Annotated in this window: 25 protein-coding genes; 7 read left to right on the top strand and 18 right to left on the bottom strand. The window is 38.2% G+C overall.

The window, feature by feature from the left end; all coding sequences use genetic code 11:
• Positions 1 to 17: 17 nt before the first annotated feature.
• The 5 genes from ACVWXS_RS16335 to ACVWXS_RS16315 form a co-directional block, all read right to left on the bottom strand.
• Positions 18 to 191, bottom strand: coding sequence for a hypothetical protein (locus ACVWXS_RS16335; protein WP_456959099.1), 174 nt, complete (start codon positions 189 to 191; stop codon positions 18 to 20).
• Positions 192 to 694: 503 nt separating this feature from the next.
• Complete coding sequence (locus ACVWXS_RS16330; protein WP_456959097.1) at positions 695 to 1,171, bottom strand: glutathione peroxidase; 477 nt, start codon at positions 1,169 to 1,171, stop codon at positions 695 to 697.
• Positions 1,172 to 1,188: 17 nt separating this feature from the next.
• Positions 1,189 to 2,523: an FAD-dependent oxidoreductase gene (locus ACVWXS_RS16325; protein ID WP_368638033.1), complete on the bottom strand. Its 1,335-nt coding sequence runs from the start codon at positions 2,521 to 2,523 to the stop codon at positions 1,189 to 1,191.
• 13 nt (positions 2,524 to 2,536) lie between these two features.
• Positions 2,537 to 3,682 carry a VanZ family protein gene (locus tag ACVWXS_RS16320; RefSeq protein ID WP_456959095.1) on the bottom strand — a complete coding sequence of 382 codons (1,146 nt, stop codon included), beginning with the start codon at positions 3,680 to 3,682 and terminating at the stop codon, positions 2,537 to 2,539.
• A gap of 143 nt (positions 3,683 to 3,825) precedes the next feature.
• Positions 3,826 to 4,113, bottom strand: a complete 288-nt coding sequence (locus tag ACVWXS_RS16315; RefSeq protein WP_374964199.1) for a DUF6509 family protein — start codon at positions 4,111 to 4,113, stop codon at positions 3,826 to 3,828.
• A gap of 172 nt (positions 4,114 to 4,285) precedes the next feature.
• Here ACVWXS_RS16315 and ACVWXS_RS16310 point away from each other — a divergent pair, with 172 nt between their 5' ends.
• From ACVWXS_RS16310 to tatC, 5 genes are all read left to right on the top strand, one after another.
• Entirely contained in the window at positions 4,286 to 5,470 is a 1,185-nt protein-coding gene (locus ACVWXS_RS16310; protein ID WP_456959092.1) for an alanyl-tRNA editing protein, read from the top strand.
• A gap of 324 nt (positions 5,471 to 5,794) precedes the next feature.
• Entirely contained in the window at positions 5,795 to 6,541 is a 747-nt protein-coding gene (locus ACVWXS_RS16305) for a gluconate 2-dehydrogenase subunit 3 family protein (protein ID WP_456959090.1), read from the top strand.
• 19 nt (positions 6,542 to 6,560) lie between these two features.
• Positions 6,561 to 8,273: a GMC family oxidoreductase gene (locus ACVWXS_RS16300; RefSeq protein WP_456959088.1), complete on the top strand. Its 1,713-nt coding sequence runs from the start codon at positions 6,561 to 6,563 to the stop codon at positions 8,271 to 8,273.
• 45 nt (positions 8,274 to 8,318) lie between these two features.
• A complete protein-coding gene (gene tatA, locus ACVWXS_RS16295; RefSeq protein ID WP_068986118.1) occupies positions 8,319 to 8,522 on the top strand; it encodes a twin-arginine translocase TatA/TatE family subunit in 204 nt (67 codons plus the stop codon).
• An 11-nt stretch (positions 8,523 to 8,533) separates the two neighbouring features.
• Positions 8,534 to 9,382 carry a twin-arginine translocase subunit TatC gene (gene tatC, locus ACVWXS_RS16290; protein ID WP_456959085.1) on the top strand — a complete coding sequence of 283 codons (849 nt, stop codon included), beginning with the start codon at positions 8,534 to 8,536 and terminating at the stop codon, positions 9,380 to 9,382.
• A gap of 14 nt (positions 9,383 to 9,396) precedes the next feature.
• Here tatC and ACVWXS_RS16285 read toward each other — a convergent pair whose 3' ends face one another.
• The 12 genes from ACVWXS_RS16285 to ACVWXS_RS16230 form a co-directional block, all read right to left on the bottom strand.
• The gene (locus ACVWXS_RS16285; protein WP_456959084.1) at positions 9,397 to 10,212 is read right to left on the bottom strand and encodes a metallophosphoesterase; all 816 of its coding nucleotides are present in this window, start codon (positions 10,210 to 10,212) and stop codon (positions 9,397 to 9,399) included.
• A 135-nt stretch (positions 10,213 to 10,347) separates the two neighbouring features.
• Positions 10,348 to 10,515, bottom strand: coding sequence for a hypothetical protein (locus ACVWXS_RS16280; RefSeq protein WP_456959082.1), 168 nt, complete (start codon positions 10,513 to 10,515; stop codon positions 10,348 to 10,350).
• 93 nt (positions 10,516 to 10,608) lie between these two features.
• Complete coding sequence (locus ACVWXS_RS16275) at positions 10,609 to 11,331, bottom strand: amino acid ABC transporter ATP-binding protein (RefSeq protein WP_456959080.1); 723 nt, start codon at positions 11,329 to 11,331, stop codon at positions 10,609 to 10,611.
• Positions 11,324 to 11,983, bottom strand: a complete 660-nt coding sequence (locus ACVWXS_RS16270; protein ID WP_368638042.1) for an amino acid ABC transporter permease — start codon at positions 11,981 to 11,983, stop codon at positions 11,324 to 11,326. Before ACVWXS_RS16270 ends, ACVWXS_RS16275 begins: the two co-directional genes overlap by 8 nt.
• A gap of 85 nt (positions 11,984 to 12,068) precedes the next feature.
• Positions 12,069 to 12,866, bottom strand: coding sequence for a transporter substrate-binding domain-containing protein (locus ACVWXS_RS16265; RefSeq protein ID WP_456959078.1), 798 nt, complete (start codon positions 12,864 to 12,866; stop codon positions 12,069 to 12,071).
• A gap of 352 nt (positions 12,867 to 13,218) precedes the next feature.
• A complete protein-coding gene (locus ACVWXS_RS16260) occupies positions 13,219 to 13,578 on the bottom strand; it encodes a Na+/H+ antiporter subunit G (RefSeq protein ID WP_456959076.1) in 360 nt (119 codons plus the stop codon).
• On the bottom strand, positions 13,556 to 13,840 hold the full coding sequence (locus ACVWXS_RS16255; RefSeq protein ID WP_456959074.1) for a Na(+)/H(+) antiporter subunit F1: 285 nt from the start codon (positions 13,838 to 13,840) through the stop codon (positions 13,556 to 13,558). The genes ACVWXS_RS16260 and ACVWXS_RS16255 overlap by 23 nt, the downstream gene beginning before the upstream one ends.
• Positions 13,840 to 14,322, bottom strand: a complete 483-nt coding sequence (locus tag ACVWXS_RS16250) for a Na+/H+ antiporter subunit E (RefSeq protein ID WP_402989457.1) — start codon at positions 14,320 to 14,322, stop codon at positions 13,840 to 13,842. Before ACVWXS_RS16250 ends, ACVWXS_RS16255 begins: the two co-directional genes overlap by 1 nt.
• Positions 14,322 to 15,827 (bottom strand): Na+/H+ antiporter subunit D, encoded by a 1,506-nt coding sequence (locus tag ACVWXS_RS16245; RefSeq protein WP_456959072.1) that lies wholly within the window; start codon positions 15,825 to 15,827, stop codon positions 14,322 to 14,324. Before ACVWXS_RS16245 ends, ACVWXS_RS16250 begins: the two co-directional genes overlap by 1 nt.
• Positions 15,820 to 16,158: a Na(+)/H(+) antiporter subunit C gene (locus ACVWXS_RS16240; protein ID WP_068986129.1), complete on the bottom strand. Its 339-nt coding sequence runs from the start codon at positions 16,156 to 16,158 to the stop codon at positions 15,820 to 15,822. The genes ACVWXS_RS16245 and ACVWXS_RS16240 overlap by 8 nt, the downstream gene beginning before the upstream one ends.
• Positions 16,159 to 16,161: 3 nt before the next feature.
• The gene (locus tag ACVWXS_RS16235) at positions 16,162 to 16,584 is read right to left on the bottom strand and encodes a Na(+)/H(+) antiporter subunit B (RefSeq protein ID WP_374964228.1); all 423 of its coding nucleotides are present in this window, start codon (positions 16,582 to 16,584) and stop codon (positions 16,162 to 16,164) included.
• Positions 16,574 to 18,985, bottom strand: a complete 2,412-nt coding sequence (locus tag ACVWXS_RS16230) for a Na+/H+ antiporter subunit A (protein ID WP_456959070.1) — start codon at positions 18,983 to 18,985, stop codon at positions 16,574 to 16,576. The genes ACVWXS_RS16235 and ACVWXS_RS16230 overlap by 11 nt, the downstream gene beginning before the upstream one ends.
• A 359-nt stretch (positions 18,986 to 19,344) precedes the next feature.
• Between ACVWXS_RS16230 and ACVWXS_RS16225 the strand changes: the two genes are divergently transcribed.
• The gene (locus tag ACVWXS_RS16225) at positions 19,345 to 20,031 is read left to right on the top strand and encodes a histidine kinase (RefSeq protein WP_368638049.1); all 687 of its coding nucleotides are present in this window, start codon (positions 19,345 to 19,347) and stop codon (positions 20,029 to 20,031) included.
• A 46-nt stretch (positions 20,032 to 20,077) separates the two neighbouring features.
• Here ACVWXS_RS16225 and ACVWXS_RS16220 read toward each other — a convergent pair whose 3' ends face one another.
• Positions 20,078 to 21,280 (bottom strand): MFS transporter, encoded by a 1,203-nt coding sequence (locus ACVWXS_RS16220; RefSeq protein WP_456959068.1) that lies wholly within the window; start codon positions 21,278 to 21,280, stop codon positions 20,078 to 20,080.
• A 116-nt stretch (positions 21,281 to 21,396) separates the two neighbouring features.
• Here ACVWXS_RS16220 and ACVWXS_RS16215 point away from each other — a divergent pair, with 116 nt between their 5' ends.
• Positions 21,397 to 22,116, top strand: a complete 720-nt coding sequence (locus ACVWXS_RS16215; RefSeq protein ID WP_427421298.1) for a DUF421 domain-containing protein — start codon at positions 21,397 to 21,399, stop codon at positions 22,114 to 22,116.
• Positions 22,117 to 22,132: the final 16 nt, after the last annotated feature.

Raw genomic sequence — 22,132 nt, 5'->3', positions numbered from 1 at the left:
ACCTCTTCTTTCTGACTTTAGTATACGACCCCAAACTTACAGCAAATTTGACGCAAGCTTACAACAACCTTAAATCGTAGGCACAATGTGGGGTGGATTTCCGTTCCGATTGGGCGCTTTGCCGCTGACGCTTCGCTTTCGCGCAGATAAAACATTGCCGCTGACGCTTCGCTTTCGCGCAGATAAAACATTGTTGCTGCTGCTTCGCTTTCGCACAGAGCAAAGCTTCCTGGGGGCGTCAGTCTTCACTCCAATCAACCTATCTACATGACATAAGTTCTAACAAAATGTCACCCAACTTTTTATTTTTATCAACCAACTTTTTACTTTTATCACCTAACTTTTAAATTTTATCGACATCCACCTGCCAAAAAGCAAAAAAGGATTCACACACAAAATTGTGGGTGAATCCTTTTACTTTATTATGTCGCCCAGTCAGAACGAAGATCAACCTATCCTCATGACATGAGTTTTAACAAAATGTCATTCAACTTTTTAGTTATCGGGGCACTTTCATGAATTATCGATTAACTTTTAATCTTTATCGACTAACTTTCACGTTTTATCAACCAACTTTTGAATTTTATCGACTAACTTTCACGTTTTATCAACCAACTTCTGAATTTTATCGACATCCAACTTCCAAAGAGCTAAAAAAGATTCACACACAAAATTGTGCGTGAATCCTCTAACTTTATTCTGCTAATACTTTTTTTATATCATCCTCAAAGCTACTTGGCTTATCAGCTGATCCGTAACGTCCAACAACCTCACCGTTACGATTCACAAGGAATTTTGTGAAATTCCACTTTACACTGTTGCCAAGAAAGCCTTTTGAATGGGATGTCAGATAATCAAAAATAGGATGTGCATCTTTGCCATTGACCTTCACAATTTCATGCATTGGGAACGTCACACCATACGTCAAGCGACATTGTGACGCCGCTTCCTCAGCAGTCGCTACCTCCTGCTTAAACTGATTTGATGGAAATCCAAGAATCACAAGGCCCTCATCCTGATAATTTTTATATAAACCTTCTAACTCTTCAAATTGCGGTGTAAAACCACATTTGGAAGCCGTATTAACAATTAACATTGCCTTACCCTTATAACGATCTAAGCTATATTCAGTACCATCTTCTAAAGCAACTTGAATGTCGTAAATGCTCATTTCTTATTCCCCCTATGTTATAAACGCGCATTTTTTCTGGCAATCTGCTGTAGAGGATCCCAAACACCATTGAATGGAGGCGCGTAGGCTAAATCTAAATCTAGTAAATCTGGTAACGTCATTTTATTGTATAAAGCTGTTGCAAACACATCGATCCGTTTATCAATTCCTGCCGGTCCAACAATTTGTGCTCCTAAAAGCTGCTGATCTCGCTTACGAACAACAATTTTAATAAATATCCGTTGGGCACCTGGATAATAACCCGCAATATGGCGGGCAGACAATTTAAATGCCTCATATTCAAAACCTAACTCTTTTGCATTACGCTCATTAATACCTGTCGTGGCAATCGTTAAATTGAAAAACTTTAAAATTGAAGTACCCACTATACCACGAAACGGCGCAAACTTACCTGACATATTGAGGCCCGCTAAACGACCTTGCTTATTAGCTGTCGTTCCAAGAGGTACATAATCTAAGCGCTCTTTCACAATATTAAAATGGGTAGCACAATCTCCTGCAGCATAAATATTTTCGACAGATGTCTCTAAATGTCGATTGACAATAATGGCACCATTTTTATCTAGCACGATCCCTGTTCCCTCTAAAAACTGTGTATTCGGTCTAATACCTGTAGCCATAATGACTAAATCCGTATCAAATTCGCCATTGTCCGTAATTACACGCTCAACCCGTTGATTCCCCTCAAACGCCTCTACTTTTGTATTTAGCACAAGCTCGATGTCATTCTTTTTTGCTTCCTCATGAACATGTAGCGCAAGTTCTTCATCTAGAATTCTTGCAACATAGCTACCGCGTTGAATTAATCTTACTTTTTTGCCGCAAGCATGTATCGTCTCGGCCATCTCAAGCCCAATATAACCTGCACCTATAATCGTTACATTTTCTATATCTGACGTTAAATCCGCTAGTAAATCATCTAGCTGAGGTATTGTTTTCACCGTGTGTATACCCGTTAAATCTGAACCCTTCTCCACCGGCATAATAGGATCTGCGCCTGTTGCAATAAGTAGCTTATCATAAGGAATTTCAAATGTTTCCCCAGACGACTGCGTTCCAAGAACAAGCTTCTTGTCTACATCAATTCCGTTAACCTCATGACCAACACGGGCATCAATACGATACTTATCACGAAATGTTTCAACGTCTCTTGCGATAAGACGCTTTGTCGATGAAATACGCCCATCTACAACATAGGGCAAGCCACACTGCCCATATGAATAAATAAATCCACGTTCTAAAGAAGTAATCTCTGCTCCTGGTACATTTCGATATATTTCCATTGCTGCTGACATTCCGGCAGCATCTCCACCGATGATTACGTATTTCATCCAACAATCCCCCTTATTTTTTCCTCGTTGCTATTAAGGCTGCATACTGGTCCATAAATAAACGTCTTCTCCCTCCACTTATGATGACACGAACTATATGAATAGCAATAACCATCATTAGAACAAGGGACGCTATAAAGGCTAGCATGGTAATGACAATTTGTAGTACATAGAATGGTGAGTCCATATCTAATTGAATATGGCCTAGAATTGCGATGATCTTAGAAATACATACTACTACGAGAATTGCCGCACAACGGCGCCAAGATTGATATATGGTACTTTTGCCGTTTTCGCTGACCATCGTAAATCGCATAAATTTCATCCCTAACGTTGCGCCATTTGTAAAACTTGGGACAACACCAAATAGCAACAAATACAAAGCAATTTTTACTAAAAATTCTAAAGTATTACTATAACCAATTACAGTACCAATGATCATCCAAATGCAATGTGCAATAAATAAATCTATTGCTAGTGCCAGCAAAATAGATAATGGCTTGACGATATCTTTTTTGGCCATTTCTGCTGCTTTAGCCTCCACCGCTGCATGAGAAGGAAACAGCGCCCATACAACAGGTGCTAAAAAGAACCCTACTAACGCTCCAACACTATTAAGGATTAAATCATCCACATCAAAAATCCGGTATGCACAATTAAAAATGCCATAAATTCCTGTAACTTGTGTTACCTCATAAAACAATGTTAGCAAAAAGCTAAATAGAAATGCACGCTTCCAGTACTCTCTTTTTTTAAGAAAATAACGCAAGTATACGCCAAACGGCATGAGCAGTAAGAAATTGTAGAAAGCTTGGAAAAAAGCTGGTTGTTTCGCGATATAAAGCCATGTAGATGGATTCGTTAGAACAATCCCACTATCTTCTAAAATATCAGTGACAAATTGAAAAGGATGCAAATTATAATAAACTGTATCCGCAGATTGTAGAGAGCAAGTATCTCTTGTTTCTGGGAAAGGTAGCAAAACTAGACACAATGCTGATAAAAAGTAAAAAATAAATGAGAACATAATAATTGTTTTAGAAAAAGATAAGTAGCCGTATTTTCGATACGTATAAATAAGCCAAGGTACAAATAGCGCAAAGGATAGCATGATGGTTATTAAAAAAGCTACAATAATAGAATGTGTATAAACTGACATAAAGCACCTCTTTTTTTAAAATCCTCTTTTTTTTATTCTATAACTCAGTTTAACCTTTAAACACAACACTACTATTTCAGCAAGCTTAAATAATTCTTAATAAAAAACAGGTAAAGAAATTTTTCTTTACCTGCACGCTTCACTTATGCTTTTGTAATTTCTTCTTTGCAGAAGGCTAAAATTTCTTCTAGCTCCTCATCCTCTAATGCAAAATCTAAATACTCACCTTCAGCTTTTTCTATGATGAAGTAATTTAAAATAAATGACTCTTCACCTTTTTCAGCGATTAGTACACGAATTTCAATTCCTGCCTCATGATAAAGCTCATCTTCTTCATCAATATCTACATCTAAAATAAATTCGTAACGCTTACCTTCAATAATGTTTGTTGGATCTAAAATTTCTTCCACTGAGAATTGTGTAATTTCCATTGTATTATCTCCTTTAAGTTAACCTGTTCTTTTATATATTAAATCAAATTCAGCATGGGTCAACTAGAAAACTCATATACACCTATAAGTAATTATGCCACAATAAAATGGAACTAATTTAGAGACATGCTTCTCTTAAGGATACTCTACATATTTAAAGGAGGCTTTTTTCTTGAAAGAGCTACTATATTACCAAGATGTTATGCTACGAGAATTTGATGCAACAGTTGTCAGTAAAGGAACTGACGAAGAAGGCCGTAATTACGTGGTGCTATCAAACACTGCTTTTTATCCAACCGGAGGCGGACAACCTCATGACACGGGTACTTTAAATGATATCGAGGTCATTGATGTCGAGAAAATTAATGATGAAATCCGTCATTATATTCAAGGCGACTCTTCAAATTTGGCTGGAGAAATGCATGGTACATTGAATTGGCAACGACGATTTGATCATATGCAGCAGCATGCAGGTCAACATATTTTAACTGCAGCTTTTGTGGAGCTTTTTGATGCACCAACTGTGAGCTTCCACTTAGGTAGTGAGCAGGTCACAATTGATATTGCTGTAGACGCGCTTACAGAAGAACAGCTTGTAGCCGCGGAAGCTCGTGCCAATAACATTATTTTAGAGAATCGTCTAATTGAAACGAAGTGGATTACAGAAAAGGAACTTGAAAACTATAACCTACGTAAAGAGGTAGCGGTCACAGGAGACATCCGACTAGTGATCATTCCCGATTTTGATTACAATGGCTGCGGCGGTACCCATCCAACATCAACGGGACAAGTCAGCGCGATAAAAATTCTTGGAACGGAAAAAATGAAAGGCAATATTCGTGTTTCTTTTGTTTGTGGCCATCGAGTTTTAGCAGAGCTTGCCATGCGAAAAAGAGTACTAGGTGACGTGGCAAGACAATTAAGCGTACCTGAAGCTGAATCCGCTACAGCACTTACAAAAATCTTAACAACACAGAAAAATACAGAAAAAGCACTTTTGGCGGCAAAAGAAGAGCTGCTAAATTATGAAGCAGCAGCTCTAGTTTCAAGTAACGAGCACATTATTACTGCCGCCTTTAATCAGCGCACTATGCAAGAGCTTCAAAAATTAGCAAGAACTATTGTCGCTGAGCAGACCGAAGCTATCGTATTACTTGTTTCAGAAAATGAAGACAAGCTTCAGTTTGTCGCAGCTCGTGGTGCAAAAGTTGAGAAAAGTATGAAGGACATTGCTACAAAGGCACTGCCACTCATTAATGGAAAAGGTGGCGGAAGTGATCAAATGGTACAAGGCGGTGGCGAGCACATGATCTCTACCGAGCAACTATTGGAAGCTATGCAAGAAGTACTAAACTGATCTTTTCGATGATAAATTACAAAAAAGGAGCTCTCCGTTGCTAGGGAAGCTCCTTTTTTCATTCATCCACATCATCACTTGCTGCACGTTCTATTGCTACGATCTCCCCCATCGATGATTATAGTTTAAATAATCAATTCCTAAGAGCTTGCATTTACCAACATATTATCCACAATTAATCCACAGTTTATCTCGATACCATCAAACCAATTTACCAATCGGATGAAATTAAATATTTTTCCAACATTTCCTGATTATAATTTACTTTTTTTGCTGATTATAAAAAATAGAATAGTTTCTATACATTTTGAGGGGAGGATTTCTATGAGTCCTGAAAAAGATATTTCTCGTCGTGATTTTTTAAAAACAACAGGGATCGCAGCAGGCACATTAGTCGGCGGTGGATTAATAGGTGGTCTTGTAGGCTATAACATGCCTGGTAAAGGAACTGCCACGCTTGAGCATGGTCAGCATGGAACTGCTACTGAAGAGACTGGCTCGCCAAAAGCTAAAATGTTTTTTATGAATCAAAGAGATTTTAATATTTTAACAAATGCAACTGAACGTATTTTCCCTGAGGATGATTTAGGTCCAGGAGCAAAGGGCTTAGATGTGCCTTACTTTATCGATCATCAGCTAGCAGGGCAATACGGAAGTAATTCTAAAGAATATATGCATGGACCATTTGGCGAGGGCGCTCCAACACAAGGTTATCAGAGTCGTTTAACACGTGCAGAAATTTTTAAGCAAGGTGTTCAAAAGCTGGAGTCGGAAGCACAGAATCGCTACAAAAAAAGCTTTAATGATTTAGATGGCAAGCAAATGGATGAAATTTTAACGGCCTTCCAGAAAGGTGAAGTGCAAATGAGTGGTGTCACATCTGCATTCTTCTTTACTTTATTACGCGCAGCAACATTAGAGGGTGCTTATTCTGACCCAATATATGGTGGAAATCGTAATATGGACGGCTGGCGTATGAAAGGCTTCCCTGGTCATCAAATGACGTATATTACTCAAATCGAAAATCCGAAATTCCAAAAAATTGAGCCTAATTCATTAGGCAGCCACTAAATATACGGGGGTGTAGAAAATGGCAACAACATTACCATCTGTAGACGTTGTAACGGTCGGTGTAGGATGGACTGGCGGCATTGTCGCTGCAGAGTGCTCAAAGGCCGGCTTGAAGGTCGTTGGTTTGGAACGTGGACAAAAGCGTGGCACAGAGGATTTTCAGGCTATCCACGACGAGTATCGTTACGCCATTCGTTACGATATAATGCAAAATCTTTCAAAGGAAACGATAACCTTCCGCAATAATCGCAACATGAAAGCATTGCCTATGCGTCAGCTTGGTTCTTTTTTACTCGGTGAAGGGCTTGGAGGAGCTGGTACTCACTGGAATGGCATGACTTATCGTTTCTTACCATATGATTTCCAGATCAAGACATTAACAGACAAACATTATGGATCTAATAAGCTTGGACCTGATTATTTATTACAAGATTGGGGATTAACATACGATGAGCTCGAGCCCTATTTCGATAAGTTCGAAAAAACAACAGGTATTTCTGGTGATGACAAAAATCCATTTAGCGGCAAACGTTCAAATCCTTATCCTACTGGGCCTATGAAAATGACACCCATGCTTGAAAAATTTGAAAAGGCGGCAAAAAACCTTAAACTATCACCTTACATGGTTCCTTCTGCAAACGTATCAGAAGTTTATAAGAACCCTGATGGTGAAACAATTAATGCTTGTCAATATTGCGGTTTCTGTGAACGCTTCGGTTGTGAATATGGTGCCAAGTCATCTGCTGAAATTACTGTTGTTCCTACTGCATTAAAAACAGGTAACTTCGACTTACGCTATAACGCTAACGTTGTCGAAATCTTAAAACAAGGCAATAAAGTGACTGGCGTCAAATACGTCGATACGGTATCTGGTGAAGAATTTATTCAACCCGCGAATGTAGTTGTACTTACAAGTTATGTCTTTAATAATGCGAAGTTATTAATGGTTTCTAAAATCGGAGAACGATATGATCCCGCTACAGGAAAAGGAACACTAGGAAGAAACTATTGCTATCAGATACTCCCTGGAGCTGTAGGGTTCTTTGATGAGCAATTCAACACATTTATGGGTGCGGGTTCTCTCGGCGTAAGCTTAGATGATTATAATGGCGATAATTTCGACCATAGTGACTTAGATTTTATTCATGGTGGAAATATAGCTTTGACACAAACAGGGACTCGCCCTATCGGCTCAAATCCAACGCCTCCTGATACACCGGCATGGGGACCAGAGTTTAAAAAGCAATCGATTTATTACTATACACGCTCATTCGGTATAGGTGCACAAGGTGCTTCGATGCCACATAAGGAAAATTATTTGTCTCTTGATTCTGTATATAAGGATGCTTACGGCTTACCTTTAATGCAGTTAACATACAACTTTACAGATCAAGATCGTGCACTTCATAAATACATTTCAGCACGTGCAGCTGACATTATGAAAGAAATGGGTGCCAAAACCGTTGTTCCAAACGCTGAAATTACTGATTACAATATCGTACCGTATCAAACAACACATAATACAGGCGGGACAGTTATGAGCTTAAAACCGGAGGATGGCGTCGTCAATAATTATCTTCAACATTGGGATGTAGAAAATCTTTTTGCCGTAAGTGCCGGAAGCTTTGCTCACAATAGCGGCTATAACCCTACAGGTACTTTAGGGGCACTAGCTTATCGCTGCGCAGAGGGTGTTGTAAAGTATAGTAAATCAAGTGGTTCTTTAGTGTAAAAGCAATTGATAAGGCTAAATATTTTATTAAAGGAGGCAAGACTTATGGGAGGTCTTGGAGCAATTGGAGTACCTGGCTTAATCATCATTTTAGTGATTGTCTTAATCGTGTTTGGTCCAAAAAAATTGCCAGAAATCGGCGGTGCAGTAGGTAAAACATTTGCAGAATTTAAAAAATCTACGAAGGGGCTTATCGATGACGATGACGAACCTACAAAAAAGGTCGAAAAAAAATCTGATGCTTCGTAGGAGGGTTTCCTATGGATCCATATGAGGACGGAAAAAGAAAATATTTAAGCCCTCTTGATAAGAAAGCAGCTGAGCCTCCCACATCTGTGGAGGCTTTTGTTGAAGTTCCAATAATAGAGACAATCGAACAGGATATTGCAGCTAATCAACCGCTTTTTCCTGTGACATCATTGCTTGAACATATTACAGAACTACGAAAGCAAATTATTAAAGGGCTAATCGTATTTATCCTATTTTTTATAATTGTGTTCTCCACCATTAATATTTGGTTTCCTTTTGTAACTCGAGGCCATTCACTAATCATTTTAGGTCCGTTAGAGGTCATCAAGTTTTACATGACCATTTCCACAACGCTAGCTTTTGGGCTTTCCATGCCATTTCTAGTTCACTTTTTGTGGAGCTTCGTAAAGCCAGGGTTAAAAGAAGAAGAAAGTCGTTTTCTTGGTCTTTATGCACCTATAATGCTTGTACTCTTTTTACTAGGCGTAGCTTTCGGTTATTTTATTGTGAATCCGCTCAGCTACTCATTTTTAGTAAGCGTGGGAGCGACTAATTTTGATGTCATGATATCCGCAAGTGAATATATGCATTTTTTAGTTATGACAACCATACCACTTGGACTACTCTTTGAGTTACCTATAGTAGCCCTCTTTTTATCATCCATCGGTGTATTAACAGCTGAATCCATGAAAAAAATACGAGGCTGGTCTTATATCGCGATGGGGGTCGGTTCTGCTGTCATGACACCACCTGATTTTATTAGCCAGCTACTCGTATTAATACCAATGATTATTTTATATGAGCTAAGTATTTTCCTTGTTAAACGTATTGAACGAAAGCAAATTGAAAGCACTGCGTAGCATTCACGCAGTGCTTATTTTTTCTTTAAATCCATCACAATAATTTCCGGAAGATTAAAAATGCGATATGGTACAGTGCTATTGCCTAATCCTCGACTGACGACCATCCTAGTCTTTCCGTCTTCGTAGACACCAGCTGTATATTTTGGAAATAGCCCCTGCCCTGGCGCAAAAAGTCCTCCAAGTCCAGGAATACGAACTTGCCCACCATGTGCATGTCCTGAAAGCACCAAATCTATACCATGATTTACATACGTATTAAACACTTCTGGTCGATGCGCCAATAACAGCTTTAGCATATCATCCGGAAGACCAGCTGTTGCAATCTCCAACATTTCTTCCGTCGATCTACCCATTAGCGGATCTTCAATACCAATAATCGCCAAGCGCTCCCCGTTGCGCTCTAGCACGGTCGATTGATTGGTCATTACATGTACACCTAACGATGAGAGCGCCTCATAAATTTCACTTACCTTATTTGTCGCTACCTCATGGTTTCCTAGTACATAATAAACATCCGCTACTTCAACTAGCCCTCGAACTGCCTGTAGGCTTTGCTCCAAATCATAGCGATTGCTATCAATCACATCACCTGTGATAAAAATATAATCTGGATTTGTCGCTTTAACCGCTGCTATCAGTCTCTGTTGATTGTCACCAAAGAGAGCATCATGTAAATCTGATACTTGTACTATGCGAAGCCCATCAAAGCTGGCAGGCACTTTTTCTGATTCGAATACATGCTTATTTACAACCAGCCAGTGATTGTTTACGTACAAAAAAACGACTATAAAAACAAGAAAGAAAACTACGTATAATAATTTTTTCAATCGCAATCGCTCACTTTGTGGCTACTTTTTCAGAAAAATCTCTGACTCTTCTATTATAAGCGTAAAACGTTCGAATTGTAAGTCAATGCTCTGAAAATCCACAGATTGCACAAAAAGAATAACGCAAAATTATTCTCATTGAGTTACTCTTCTATTCGTCACTTCAGCCTTTCTATCCTTCATTTCGACTCTTCTTTCCGTCGTTTCAGCCTTTCTATCCGTCGTTTCGGCTTTATCCATCACTTTGACTCCTTTATCCATTGCCTTGGCTCTCCTTTCCGTCACCTCGGCCCCTCTTTCCATCGCTTCGATCCTCCTATCCACCGACTAATTTATATAAATACAAAAAAACGCATTTAGACACTCCTTTTAGAAAGTCTAAATGCGTTACCTTGTTTATAAAACTTTTTCTAAGAAATCTTTCGCACGCTGTGTAGACGGAGCTGTAAAAAACTCCTTTGGTGATGCATCCTCTATCAACTTTCCACCATCAAGGAATAGTATTCGGTCCGCTACCTCACGAGCAAAGCCCATCTCATGCGTTACGATTAACATGGTCATACCAGTATCCGCAAGATTTTTCATAACAGCCAATACCTCTTTTACCATCTCAGGATCAAGAGCTGAAGTTGGTTCGTCAAATAAAATTACTTTGGGATCCATAGCCAGCGCTCGAGCAATGGCAACACGCTGCTTTTGACCTCCAGACAAACGGTTTGGATATTCATTGCGCTTTTCAAAAAGACCTACCTTCGTTAATAAATCTTCTGCCTTTTTGATAGCAGCTGTCTTGTCCATACCCTTAACATTGATCGGTGCGTATGTTAAATTTTCAAGTACTGTTTTATGAGGGAAAAGATGAAAATGTTGAAATACCATGCCAACTTCTTCACGGATCTTCATAATATCTGTCCCTTTATCCGTCAGGACGTCACCAGCAATTGTAATTTTTCCGCTCGTTGGCTCCTCCAACAAATTTAAGCAACGTAAGAATGTTGATTTACCAGATCCTGATGGTCCAATAATGGCAATTACTTCTTTTTCTTTAATTTCTGTTGAAATACCCTTTAGTACTTCATTTTGTCCATATGATTTGTGTAAATCTTCAATTTTAATCACTTTTTCTCATTCCTTTCTCAATTCGTTTACCAAGGAACGTTAATACAAGCGTCATAATGTAGTAGATTACACCTGCAATTAGTAAAGGCTCGAGATAGCGATATGTTGCGCCACCTACAATATACGCTCGACGCATAATATCAAGTGCACTAATAACTGTTACAACGGCTGTTTCTTTATTTAATGTAATAAACTCATTCACTAAAGATGGTAATATATTTTTTACGGCTTGTGGGATAATAATATCCTTCATCATTTTTGCATATGGAATACCAAGTGCCTGTGCCGCTTCCATCTGTCCTTTATCCACCGCATTAATACCACCACGAATGATTTCAGAAATATAAGCACCTGAGTTTAACCCGAATGCAATAATAGCAGTTGGAACTGGGTCAATTTGAATATCTAATAGCTGTGGCACTGCATAGTAAATAATCATTAATTGTAGTACGAGCGGCGTACCACGGAAAATCGATGTATAAAAATCTGCAAACCAGCGCAAGACATTCACTTTACCAATTTTGCATAAAGCTAGTAATATACCAATTATAAAACCGATGATTGATGCACCGATTGCAATTTGAAGTGTAACACCTATTCCTTTTAATATATAAGGAATAGAGGGAATGATAGCTGTAAAATCTAAATTCACAGCGTCCCCTCCTTTCTCGTTCTTTTTTTAGGAAATGAAAAGCGCAAGCGATAGCCCTATATAGAGCTATCGCATTTCAACCTGCTTATTGAACTTTTAACCATTTTTCTTCTAGCTCTTTAATTTTGCCTTCATCTTCTAGTTCTTTTAACGCTTTGTTAATTTTATCTTTAAGATCGCTACCTTTTTGAACAGCGATTGCTTTGAAGTCTTCAGGTTGCTCTTTAACTGGGAACGCTTCTAGTTCATCGTTTGTTTTCAAATAACCTTTTGCTACACCACTTTCTACAATCCCAGCATCTAAACGTTTAGACATCATGTCTTGGATAATTTCAGGAATTCGTGTACGTCCTTCAACTGTTGCATCTACTTCTTTAGCAATAGTATTACCTAAATTTTCTTGGATAGAAGCTGTTTGTACACCGATCTTTTTACCAGCTAAGTCAGCCTCTTTTTTAATACCACTATCTTTTTTTACAATGATCACTTGCTCTGTTTGATTATATTTATCAGAGAAGTCTACAACTTTTTCACGTTCTTTGTTCGGTGACATTCCAGAAATAACAACATCAACTTTACCTGCTTGTAGAGCTGGCACTAGGCTGTTGAAGTCTATATCTTGAACTTGCATTTCTACACCCAATTTTTCACCAACTAATTTAATTAAATCGATATCAAAACCGATAATTTCTTCACCTTTTGCTACATCAACATACTCAAATGGTGCATAATCAGATGATGTACCTACTTTTAATACTTGCTTTTCTTCTGTGCCTTTGTCAGCATTTGAACTTGCATTATTCGCTTTATCTTCTTTTGTGCCACATGCCGCTAGTACACCAATGACTAGAACGAGCATTAGCATGAAAAATTTGTTCTTCATATTCAACAATCTCCTTTTATTTATGTTTTATTGTTTATGAGAATCTAGTTCTCGAAAATAGCTAAATGGATATTTATTCACTTTTAAGAATAAAAAATCTATCTGCTAATTAAGATATACTCTTTTTAAACAATAATCAAGCTAAACTAAAAATTTTTGGATAAAATATTATACACAAAATTTTCTGATAAATCAATTTATTCGAACCTGAAAACCAACTCACCTTGAATGCACGTTATCTTACTATTTTCTAATTGCTCTATAATTATCCCTACATCACAAGAATTCCATAAAATAACTTAGCTGTCTGAAAAAAAATAGACCCCCAAAAATTGGAGGTCTGCTACTTATCTTATTTTTCATCTGCGAATAGCTTAGATTTCAATTCGTCTTCACCAGATCCTTCCGCTAAAGGTACGCGAGAACGGTACGCCGCGCGACATATTAAATGCCCTGCCACAGGAGCTGTTACAAAAACGAAGACAATTCCTAAAATTAAACGTACACTAACATATCCGTCATGCACCCAAAAGTAAATAAACGTGCCCAATAGACAGGTTAAGACCGACAATGTCGAACTTTTCGTCGCAGCATGGGAGCGTGTGTATACGTCTGGTAAACGAATCATCCCAAATGCACTAATAACACTTACAATGGAGCCAGTCAAAATAAGGATGACCGCCGCCCATTCAATCATTTGATCTACGTTCAACAATCACACCTCTTTCAATATATTTCGTAAACGCTATGGTGCCGATAAAAGCTAAAATACCTAATATCAAAATGGCTTCTAAATACGCCTTTGTTTTCAATACAATCGAAACGATAGCGATTGCTGACAGTAAATTAACACCAATTGTATCAAGTGCTATGGCACGATCAGGCAACGAAGGACCTCCAATAACACGAAACAGCGATAACGCAATAGATACACTGAATAATGCAAGCGCCAACAGTAAAATTTTTTCAATCATTAACGTGTCACCTCCATGATCGCTTGTTCAAATTTTCCTATGGAACGAATGACAGCTTCTTTCGATTGTTCAATATCCATTGCATGAATATAAAACATATCGCCCTCTTCAGAAACCTCCATCACTACTGAACCTGGGGTAAGTGTGAGGAGCAACGCAAGTGCTGTTATTTCCCAATCTCCCTTGAGTTCTGTTTTATACGTAAATATGCCAGGAGTAATATTTAGTTTCGGCGTAGTAATTTGTTTTAACACGCTGTAACTCGATATTAGGAGCTCCCAGTTAAAGAGCCATAATAATTTTATAATCGAAAACACACGTCGCAAATAAAATTGTGTGCCGTAAAAGCGATGCATGACATATAATATCCCTATTCCTACGATAAACCCCATTAAAAATGTCGAAAACTGCGGGATCACTTCATCTTGTAACAGTAACCAAAGTGTTGCGATAAATAAATTCAAGATAAATTGCATCGCCATTATTTATTCACCTCACCTTGCCATGTTGTGCCATCCAACACTGCATCAATATAGATTGATGGTGTGTAGAGCGTTTCTGCTGCATCTATTACATATGGCGCCATCCATTCCGCTCCAATTCCTAAACCAATTGTACAAGCTACCAACAAGGTTAATGGCAATACAATACGCTTCGGTAACGGCTTTTCATCTTCTAAACTAATAATTGTTTCCCCAAAGAATGAGGAAAGGAATATTCGTAAGAGTGAATATAAAACAATTAAACTAGATAAAAACCCTAGCCCTAGTAGAACAAAATTTCCGCCCTCAATTGCACCTTGTCCAATTAAAATCTTACCTAAAAATCCACTTAACGGTGGAATCCCTGCAAGTGAACACATAACAATAAAGAAAAGCCATCCAAAAAAAGGATAATTTCGAATAAGCCCACTCATGTTATCGATTACCGTTTCACCAGTAACATAAATCATCATCCCAACGGCTAAAAACAACATGGCTTTAGCCACCATATCATGCATCAAATAGTATGTTACGCCCTGTAAGGCAGACTCAGTACCGATGGCAAGACCAGCTACTATAAATCCAACACCAATAAGGACATTATAAGAAGCAATTGTTCTTACATCTCTCCCTGCCAGTGCTCCCATACATCCAGCAATAATCGTCAGCCCTGCCATAATTCCAAGTACCATATGCGTCACTTCAGTGTTATTTGGAAAAAGTAATGTAAAGGTGCGAATAAGGGCATAAATTCCAACCTTTGTTAATAATGCTGCAAAAAGTGCGGCTATAGCTGTTGGAGGTGCACTGTATGAGCCTGGAAGCCAGAAAAATAATAATAGTCCAGCCTTCAAACTAAAGACAATTAAGAAAATGAGCGCTACAGTCGTAATTAGGGGATCAGCCCCAGCCTCCATAACACGGACAGAAATATGTGCCATATTCAATGTTCCAACGGTTCCATATAAAAAAGCTAATGCCACTAGGAAAATCCAAGATGCAACAACATTAATCAGCACATATTTTAATGCCTCACGTAGCTGAGTTTTATCGCCACCTAAACTAATAAGTGCATAAGAAGCAAGTAACATAACCTCAAAGCACACAAACAAGTTAAAAATATCCCCTGTTAAAAATGAGCCATTAACTCCCGCTACCATAAGCAAGACAAACGGGTAAAAATACATCTTTTCATAGCTCTTACCGATTGTGAACATGGCATATAACAAACAAATGGCTGCGACAATATTCGCCATTAACACAAGTAAGACTGCGAATGAATCAGCAACAAATAAAATGCCGAATGGCGGTGCCCAGCCACTAAAATCAATACGCATCACGCCTTGGTCCTGAATCTCTAGCAATAAAATAACACTAATGAGGACAACAAAGCTTAATGTCAATAAACTAATGATGCGCTGCAACATAACATTTTCACGTAAAAACACAAGTAAAATTGCCGTAATAATCGGCACAATTAATGGTAAAACAATCAGATTACTCATCCGGCGTACCTCTCAATTCATCAAAATTCGCCGAACCGTTCGTTTTATAGACTCGGTAACCTAGAACAAGTACAAATGCCGTCACCGCAAAGCTAATCACGATTGCAGTTAAAATTAAGGCTTGCGGTAGAGCATCTGTGTAAGGACCTTCTGATTCTTCTAAGAGTGGTACGTTCCCCTTTTTCAATCCACCCATCGTTAAAATCAGTAAATGCGCCGCATGCGATAATACCGCCGTTCCTAAAATCACACGTAATAACTGTTTCGAGAGGATTAAGTACGTCCCAACAGCTACTAATACACCCACTAAAACTAGTATTAATGACTCCATTGGCTATTCATCCTCACTTATACTTAAAATAATTGTGACCACAACACCTACAACAGTTAAAGCTACGCCAGCTTCGAAAAGCGTGACAGTCGAAAAGCCCATCTCCCCGAATATCGGCACATTTATATAACTATGAGCTTGCGATAGAAACGGCACATCAAAAAATAGTGAGCCAATAGCTGTGCCTGTTGCCAGTAAAACGCCAAGTGCTGCAACTTTTTTAAAATCAAATGGCATCCCTTTATGCACTGTCTCAATGTCATATGCTAAATACAGTAGAACAATGCCCGAAGCAAGCACGAGACCACCTATAAAACCTCCACCTGGAGCATGATGCCCTGCAAAGAATAGATAAATCCCAAGAGTTAAAATAATGAATACGATTGTCTTTGTAACAGTACGTAAAATAACGTCATTAATTTTCATGATCCGTCTCCTCCTTTCGTGGCTTTAGCTTCGTTAGTGTATACACGCCTAAGCCAGCAATCAGAAGGACAACCACTTCTAGCATCGTATCAAATGCACGGAAGTCGCCTAATATGGTGTTAACAATATTTGAACCACCCGCTAATTCGTAGGAATCATTAAAGTAAGTGGACACTGGTTCAAAGCGATCGAAATGGACAACCGCTAAGCCTACTAATGTAACAGTGGCACCAACGAAAATGGATATAACTGCCTTAGACCATTGCACTTTTTTATGGGAGGCGTCAGGCATTAAATCAGGTAAATATTTAAAGCAAAGAAGGAATAAAGCAGTTGTCACAGATTCAACGACTAATTGGGTTAACGCTAAATCAGGAGCACGGAAAATAACAAAGAAAAACGCAATTGAATAGCCTAACACGCCATTCAACAACATCGCCGTTACACGTCCTTTGGCGAAAATCATCCATACTGCTGCGAACATCATCACAAACACTAAAATGAGCTCATAAGACTCAATTGTAGAATCCTTCGCAAAATCAAATGCAATCGTATCCGACCAAATAAAATATCCCGCAATTAAGGCAACAAAAAATACATATATATAGACAAAATAATGTGTTAGATTACCTGTCATATAGCGATTAGTAAGCTTTGTAGAACTATTTTCACTAAACTCAAGCATACGATTGTAGTACGTATTAAACGCATATCTTTGAGAGAATATTCGATATACAGGCTTCCAGCTGTTTAACGTTTTAAATAAGAAAATCCCCATAATAATGACACCAAGAGTCATTAGCAATTCTGCATTAATGCCATGCCAAGCATGAATATGTGGTGTTAATTCACTAGTTGATGGGAATGTTGGATAAATACTCGCCATAGCAGGTTCTAAAATATAATGTCCTAGCACATTAGGGAAGAAGAAAATTCCAACTACAAATACGCACAGTATGATTGGCGAGAGTAGCATGCCTAATGGCGCTTCATGTGGTTTTTTATCCATCTTTTCAGGCTGTAGTTTTCCGAAAAACGTTCGGCTTATTAAAATCATACTGTAAACAAATGTAAAGATACTTGCCACCCATGCCACGATTGGAAATAACAGTCCCAAATCAGTAATTGAAAAGGCTTCTACATGACGAATAGCTAGTACGGCACCGAAAAACATTTCTTTACTTAAGAAGCCATTAAATGGAGGTAATCCAGCCATAGAAAAACTACCAATAACTGCAATTGTAAAAGTTACAGGCATTAAGGCCATTAAACCACCGAGACGGCGAATATCGCGTGTTCCCACCTCATGATCGACAATACCGACCATCATAAATAATGCGCCCTTAAATGTAGAGTGATTAATAAGATGAAACAACGCCGCGAAGCTTGCCTGCGTATAAAGTATAGAATTTTCAGCATAACCGTAATAATGGCCGACTGATCCTAGCCCAAATAAACTCATAATCAAACCAAGCTGACTAACCGTTGAAAAAGCCAATAACGCCTTTAAATCTGTTTGACGCACAGCATTAAATGAACCCCAGAATAACGTTATAAGACCAATCACACTGACTAACCAGAACCAAACAGCCTCGCCTCCAAACACTGGGGAAAAACGCGCAACTAAATAGATACCGGCCTTTACCATTGTTGCCGAATGTAAATAAGCGCTGACTGGTGTCGGTGCCTCCATCGCGTCTGGCAACCAAATATGGAAAGGAAACTGTGCGGATTTAGTAAATGCACCGATTAGAATAAGGATTAACGCTGGGATAAACAGTGTATGATCACGTATAACCTCGACATTGGCTATGATTTCACGAATGCTAAATGTCCCTGATGCTACATAAAGCATTAGAAAGCCCGCAAGCATTGAAAGGCCACCGAAAACGGTAATTGTCATGGCTTTTCTTGCACCAGCACGAGAGGCTTTGCGATGATGCCAAAATGCAATTAACAGGAATGATGACACACTTGTTAGCTCCCAAAATGTGTATAATACCATTAAATTATCTGAAAAGACGACGCCAAGCATAGCGCCCATGAATAGTAATAAATAGCAGTAAAAATGATGAAGTGATTCTTTCGTTGATAAATAGAAAATAGAATATAAAATGACTAAACTACCTACACCCGTAATCAGCAAACCAAAAATCATACTTAGTCCGTCTAGGTAAGTTGAGAAATTTATATTAAAAGAGGGAACCCACTCATATGTATGGATAAACGTTTTACCCTCGGCAATTTGAGGAATGTAGCGCGCGAGTAAAAGAAACAGAATGAATGGAACAGATAAAACAAACCAACCAAGATGTGTAATACGCCTTAGTCGCCTATAGAGTAATGGAATAAGCGCAGCACAAATAAATGGTAAAAGTATCGCAATGAGAACTGTAACCAAATGAAAACCTCCTACTATCAATTTCGTCCAGCAATTTGCTATTGACTATGTGCGAAAAACCATAGATATAAAGTCGCTTGACTATCTATTTAACTAACTGCATAATAGTGTGGCATATAGAAGCAATTGGTTTAAATACACAAGATGCATAAAGTAAATAGCTGTAAAGCATAGAGATAAACCTCGTTCCTCAAGGTTTTCCCGATATATTTTCATTAACTTTTATACATTTTTAAGTATACAATATAAATGAGCATAATGCACTGTATCAGTGTCGATTTTAGCTGTTTTAGGATACTTTTTTCAAAATAGACAGTAGAAATAACAAAATAACAACAAGATATGAGGTGGTAATTTTTATGAAGCATGTAAAAGGGCGCTTAGACGAAAGTATTTTAGTTTGTGTCTACTATGGACTTAACGGTGAACGTTTAATACGACGCGGTCATAAAATGGCTACAATGTTAGACTGTCCATTGTATATTCTTTCGGTCGATTCGCAACCCCTCGATGCATTTGATGCAGAGAAATCTAGCTACATCGAGCAATGGAAAAAGTTATCTGAAGAGCTTGAAATTGAAAAGTTCATATTACTGGATAATGAAAAACGCCCCATACAAAAGGTTATTGCAGACGTGGCAAAAAATTACGGAATTTCACAAATTATCGTAGGTCAAAGCGCACAGAGTCGCTGGGAGGAAATTACAAAGGGCTCATTCTTAAACGTCTTGTTAAAAGAAGTTCCTTTTGTTGATTTTCACATCGTTGCTGTCCAACGTCCAACTGACAATGATGCAAACGATACATACGAAAAAGGTGTACGTGCTTATTTAATCAAAGAATATGAAGATTTTAAGGTAGCATTTACATGTCCTAAATATGTATCAATTGAGGGTATATTTTTCAAAGAAATCGGCACCGACTTTGATAATGGCATTTTCAAATTCACTTACAATGATAAAATGCATGAAGTCCACATATTAGAAGGCTATGTAGCAGATAAGGAAAGACTACCTGCTGAATTTTTATCCCCATTACGTCAATAAAAAACGCGTTCAACGTGAACGCGTTTTTTTATTCATCTGGCAGTTCTTATACCGCTGAAGCAGGTTGATCCTTCGGTAAGAAAAATGCCACGAGTAATAATAATGGTAGCAAAGATACGACCATCATCGTAAAATCGATACCCCGATGATCCATTAATACACCAATTACCATCGCTCCAATTGCCCCCATTCCGAAAGCAAAGCCAGTTGTTAACCCCGCCATTGTACCAATTTTTGTCGGGACAAGCTCCTGTGCATAGACAACGGTTACCGAGAAGCTAATCATAATGAGCGTACCGATAATTACTAAAAATATCATAGCTGCCCATAACGGTACATACGGCAGTGCTAAACAAAACGGCATCGGTACAACAACGGATAATAAAATAACGTTTTTTCTACCAATCCGATCTGATAATGAACCGCCGAAAAATGTTCCAATGACACCAAATGCCATAAAGCTGAAAATTAAAATTTGTCCAAGACGAAGACTAACATCATAATGGTCCATTAAATAAAATACATAAAAACTTGTAATATTAGTGGTATAAAATGAGCGTGCAAAAATAATAGTAAATAATAACGTTAACGCAATACCTACTTGTTTTTTTGTTAAAGGCGGCAATGTGGAAACTAAGATGCGTTTTTTCTTTGCTATGCGCTCCTGCTCCAACTGCTTTTTATACCATCCAGCAATTTTACTCAACAAAATAATTCCGAACGTTGCCGCCACTAAGACAATTGCGGCACCACGTTGTCCAAAAACATCAAAAATATAGGCACTAATTAGCGGCGCAAGGGCTTGACCAGAATTCCCCCCTACTTGATAAATCGACTGTGCAAGTCCTCTTTTCGGACCTGCTGCCATAAATGACACCTTTGACCCTTCAGGGTGAAATATAGCCGAACCAAAACCTAAAAATAATACCGCAATAAGAATGATCCAATATTGCGTTGTGAACGCTATTATGGCAATACCAATAAACGAACTAGTCATACCAATTGGCAACGCGTATGGCATCGGCTTTTTATCACTGACAAATCCAACAACTGGCTGTAAAGCAGAGGCAAATATGTTAAGGACAAATGATATAAGCCCTATTTGTGTAAAGGTTAAACCTAATTCACTCTTTAATATCGGGAACATCGCTGGAATAACGGCCTGCATCGTATCATTGATAAGATGGGCAGCAGCTATTGCAATCATTATTGGATAAACAGGATTATTAAAATTTCCAACCTGTTTCATGTTGCCACCCACTTTCGAAATTATTTCAAAATTCTGTTCACGAATAATTGTCGCATACAATTGACTTTTTTGCACAAGCTATTTTTCGACAGTAGTTTAAAGGAGTTGAGATCTGTATGGAAAGTTTTTTTCATGCTAACTTTTGGGAAATGATTCTTCGGACAACACTTTCCTTCTTTGTGCTTCTTATTCTGGCACGAGTCTTAGGAAAAAAACAACTAGGTCAACTAACATTTTTCCATTACATTACAGGGATTACATTTGGATCGATTGCCTCAGAAATTGCTTCACAAACTGAAACCCCTTTTTTAGATGGTATGATTTCGCTTATTTGGTGGGGTGTTTTAACATATTTAATGACTATTATTACTATTAAATCCAAAAAAGCACGTGTCCTCATTGATGATAAGCCTACAATCCTTATTCAAAATGGACTTATTTTAGAATCTGCTTTAAGGAAAAATCGTTTGCATATGGATGAGTTAACAATGATGCTACGAGAACAAGCCATATTCTCTGTACAAGATGTGCAATATGCATTACTTGAAACTACGGGTAGACTAAGTGTGCTACCAAAGCCTACTGAACAATCAGCTACAAAACAAGATGTAAAGGCCGATGTAACACCACCAACCTATATACCAACAGAAGTAGCTTCAGATGGGCAGGTTATTTATGAAAACTTAGTTGAACTTGAGTTGACAGAAGATTGGCTTATGAAGAAGCTAAAAAAACAAAATATCCAATCGGTGGAAGATGTCTTTTTTGCCCAAGTTCAAGCAAACGGCTCTCTATATGTAAGCTTGAAGGATAAAGCAAGACGATCAAGCCCTTAACAGCTTGTCTCGTCTT

The sequence above is a fragment of the Lysinibacillus sp. TE18511 genome (assembly GCF_054062295.1).
This window is presented reverse-complemented; position numbering and strand designations above follow the sequence as displayed.

Coding starts and splice junctions, on each gene's coding strand:
- tatA (WP_068986118.1), top strand. CDS start 8,319: ATGGGAGGTCTTGGAGCAATTGGAGTACCTGGCTTAATCATCATTTTA.
- ACVWXS_RS16300 (WP_456959088.1), top strand. CDS start 6,561: ATGGCAACAACATTACCATCTGTAGACGTTGTAACGGTCGGTGTAGGA.
- ACVWXS_RS16320 (WP_456959095.1), bottom strand. CDS start 3,682: ATGTCAGTTTATACACATTCTATTATTGTAGCTTTTTTAATAACCATC.
- ACVWXS_RS16305 (WP_456959090.1), top strand. CDS start 5,795: ATGAGTCCTGAAAAAGATATTTCTCGTCGTGATTTTTTAAAAACAACA.
- tatC (WP_456959085.1), top strand. CDS start 8,534: ATGGATCCATATGAGGACGGAAAAAGAAAATATTTAAGCCCTCTTGAT.
- ACVWXS_RS16330 (WP_456959097.1), bottom strand. CDS start 1,171: ATGAGCATTTACGACATTCAAGTTGCTTTAGAAGATGGTACTGAATAT.
- ACVWXS_RS16245 (WP_456959072.1), bottom strand. CDS start 15,827: ATGAGTAATCTGATTGTTTTACCATTAATTGTGCCGATTATTACGGCA.
- ACVWXS_RS16315 (WP_374964199.1), bottom strand. CDS start 4,113: ATGGAAATTACACAATTCTCAGTGGAAGAAATTTTAGATCCAACAAAC.
- ACVWXS_RS16265 (WP_456959078.1), bottom strand. CDS start 12,866: ATGAAGAACAAATTTTTCATGCTAATGCTCGTTCTAGTCATTGGTGTA.
- ACVWXS_RS16335 (WP_456959099.1), bottom strand. CDS start 191: ATGTTTTATCTGCGCGAAAGCGAAGCGTCAGCGGCAATGTTTTATCTG.
- ACVWXS_RS16250 (WP_402989457.1), bottom strand. CDS start 14,322: ATGGCGATGCAATTTATCTTGAATTTATTTATCGCAACACTTTGGTTA.
- ACVWXS_RS16235 (WP_374964228.1), bottom strand. CDS start 16,584: ATGAAAATTAATGACGTTATTTTACGTACTGTTACAAAGACAATCGTA.
- ACVWXS_RS16240 (WP_068986129.1), bottom strand. CDS start 16,158: ATGGAGTCATTAATACTAGTTTTAGTGGGTGTATTAGTAGCTGTTGGG.
- ACVWXS_RS16220 (WP_456959068.1), bottom strand. CDS start 21,280: ATGAAACAGGTTGGAAATTTTAATAATCCTGTTTATCCAATAATGATT.
- ACVWXS_RS16215 (WP_427421298.1), top strand. CDS start 21,397: ATGGAAAGTTTTTTTCATGCTAACTTTTGGGAAATGATTCTTCGGACA.
- ACVWXS_RS16255 (WP_456959074.1), bottom strand. CDS start 13,840: ATGATTGAAAAAATTTTACTGTTGGCGCTTGCATTATTCAGTGTATCT.
- ACVWXS_RS16280 (WP_456959082.1), bottom strand. CDS start 10,515: ATGGAAAGAGGGGCCGAGGTGACGGAAAGGAGAGCCAAGGCAATGGAT.
- ACVWXS_RS16225 (WP_368638049.1), top strand. CDS start 19,345: ATGAAGCATGTAAAAGGGCGCTTAGACGAAAGTATTTTAGTTTGTGTC.
- ACVWXS_RS16325 (WP_368638033.1), bottom strand. CDS start 2,523: ATGAAATACGTAATCATCGGTGGAGATGCTGCCGGAATGTCAGCAGCA.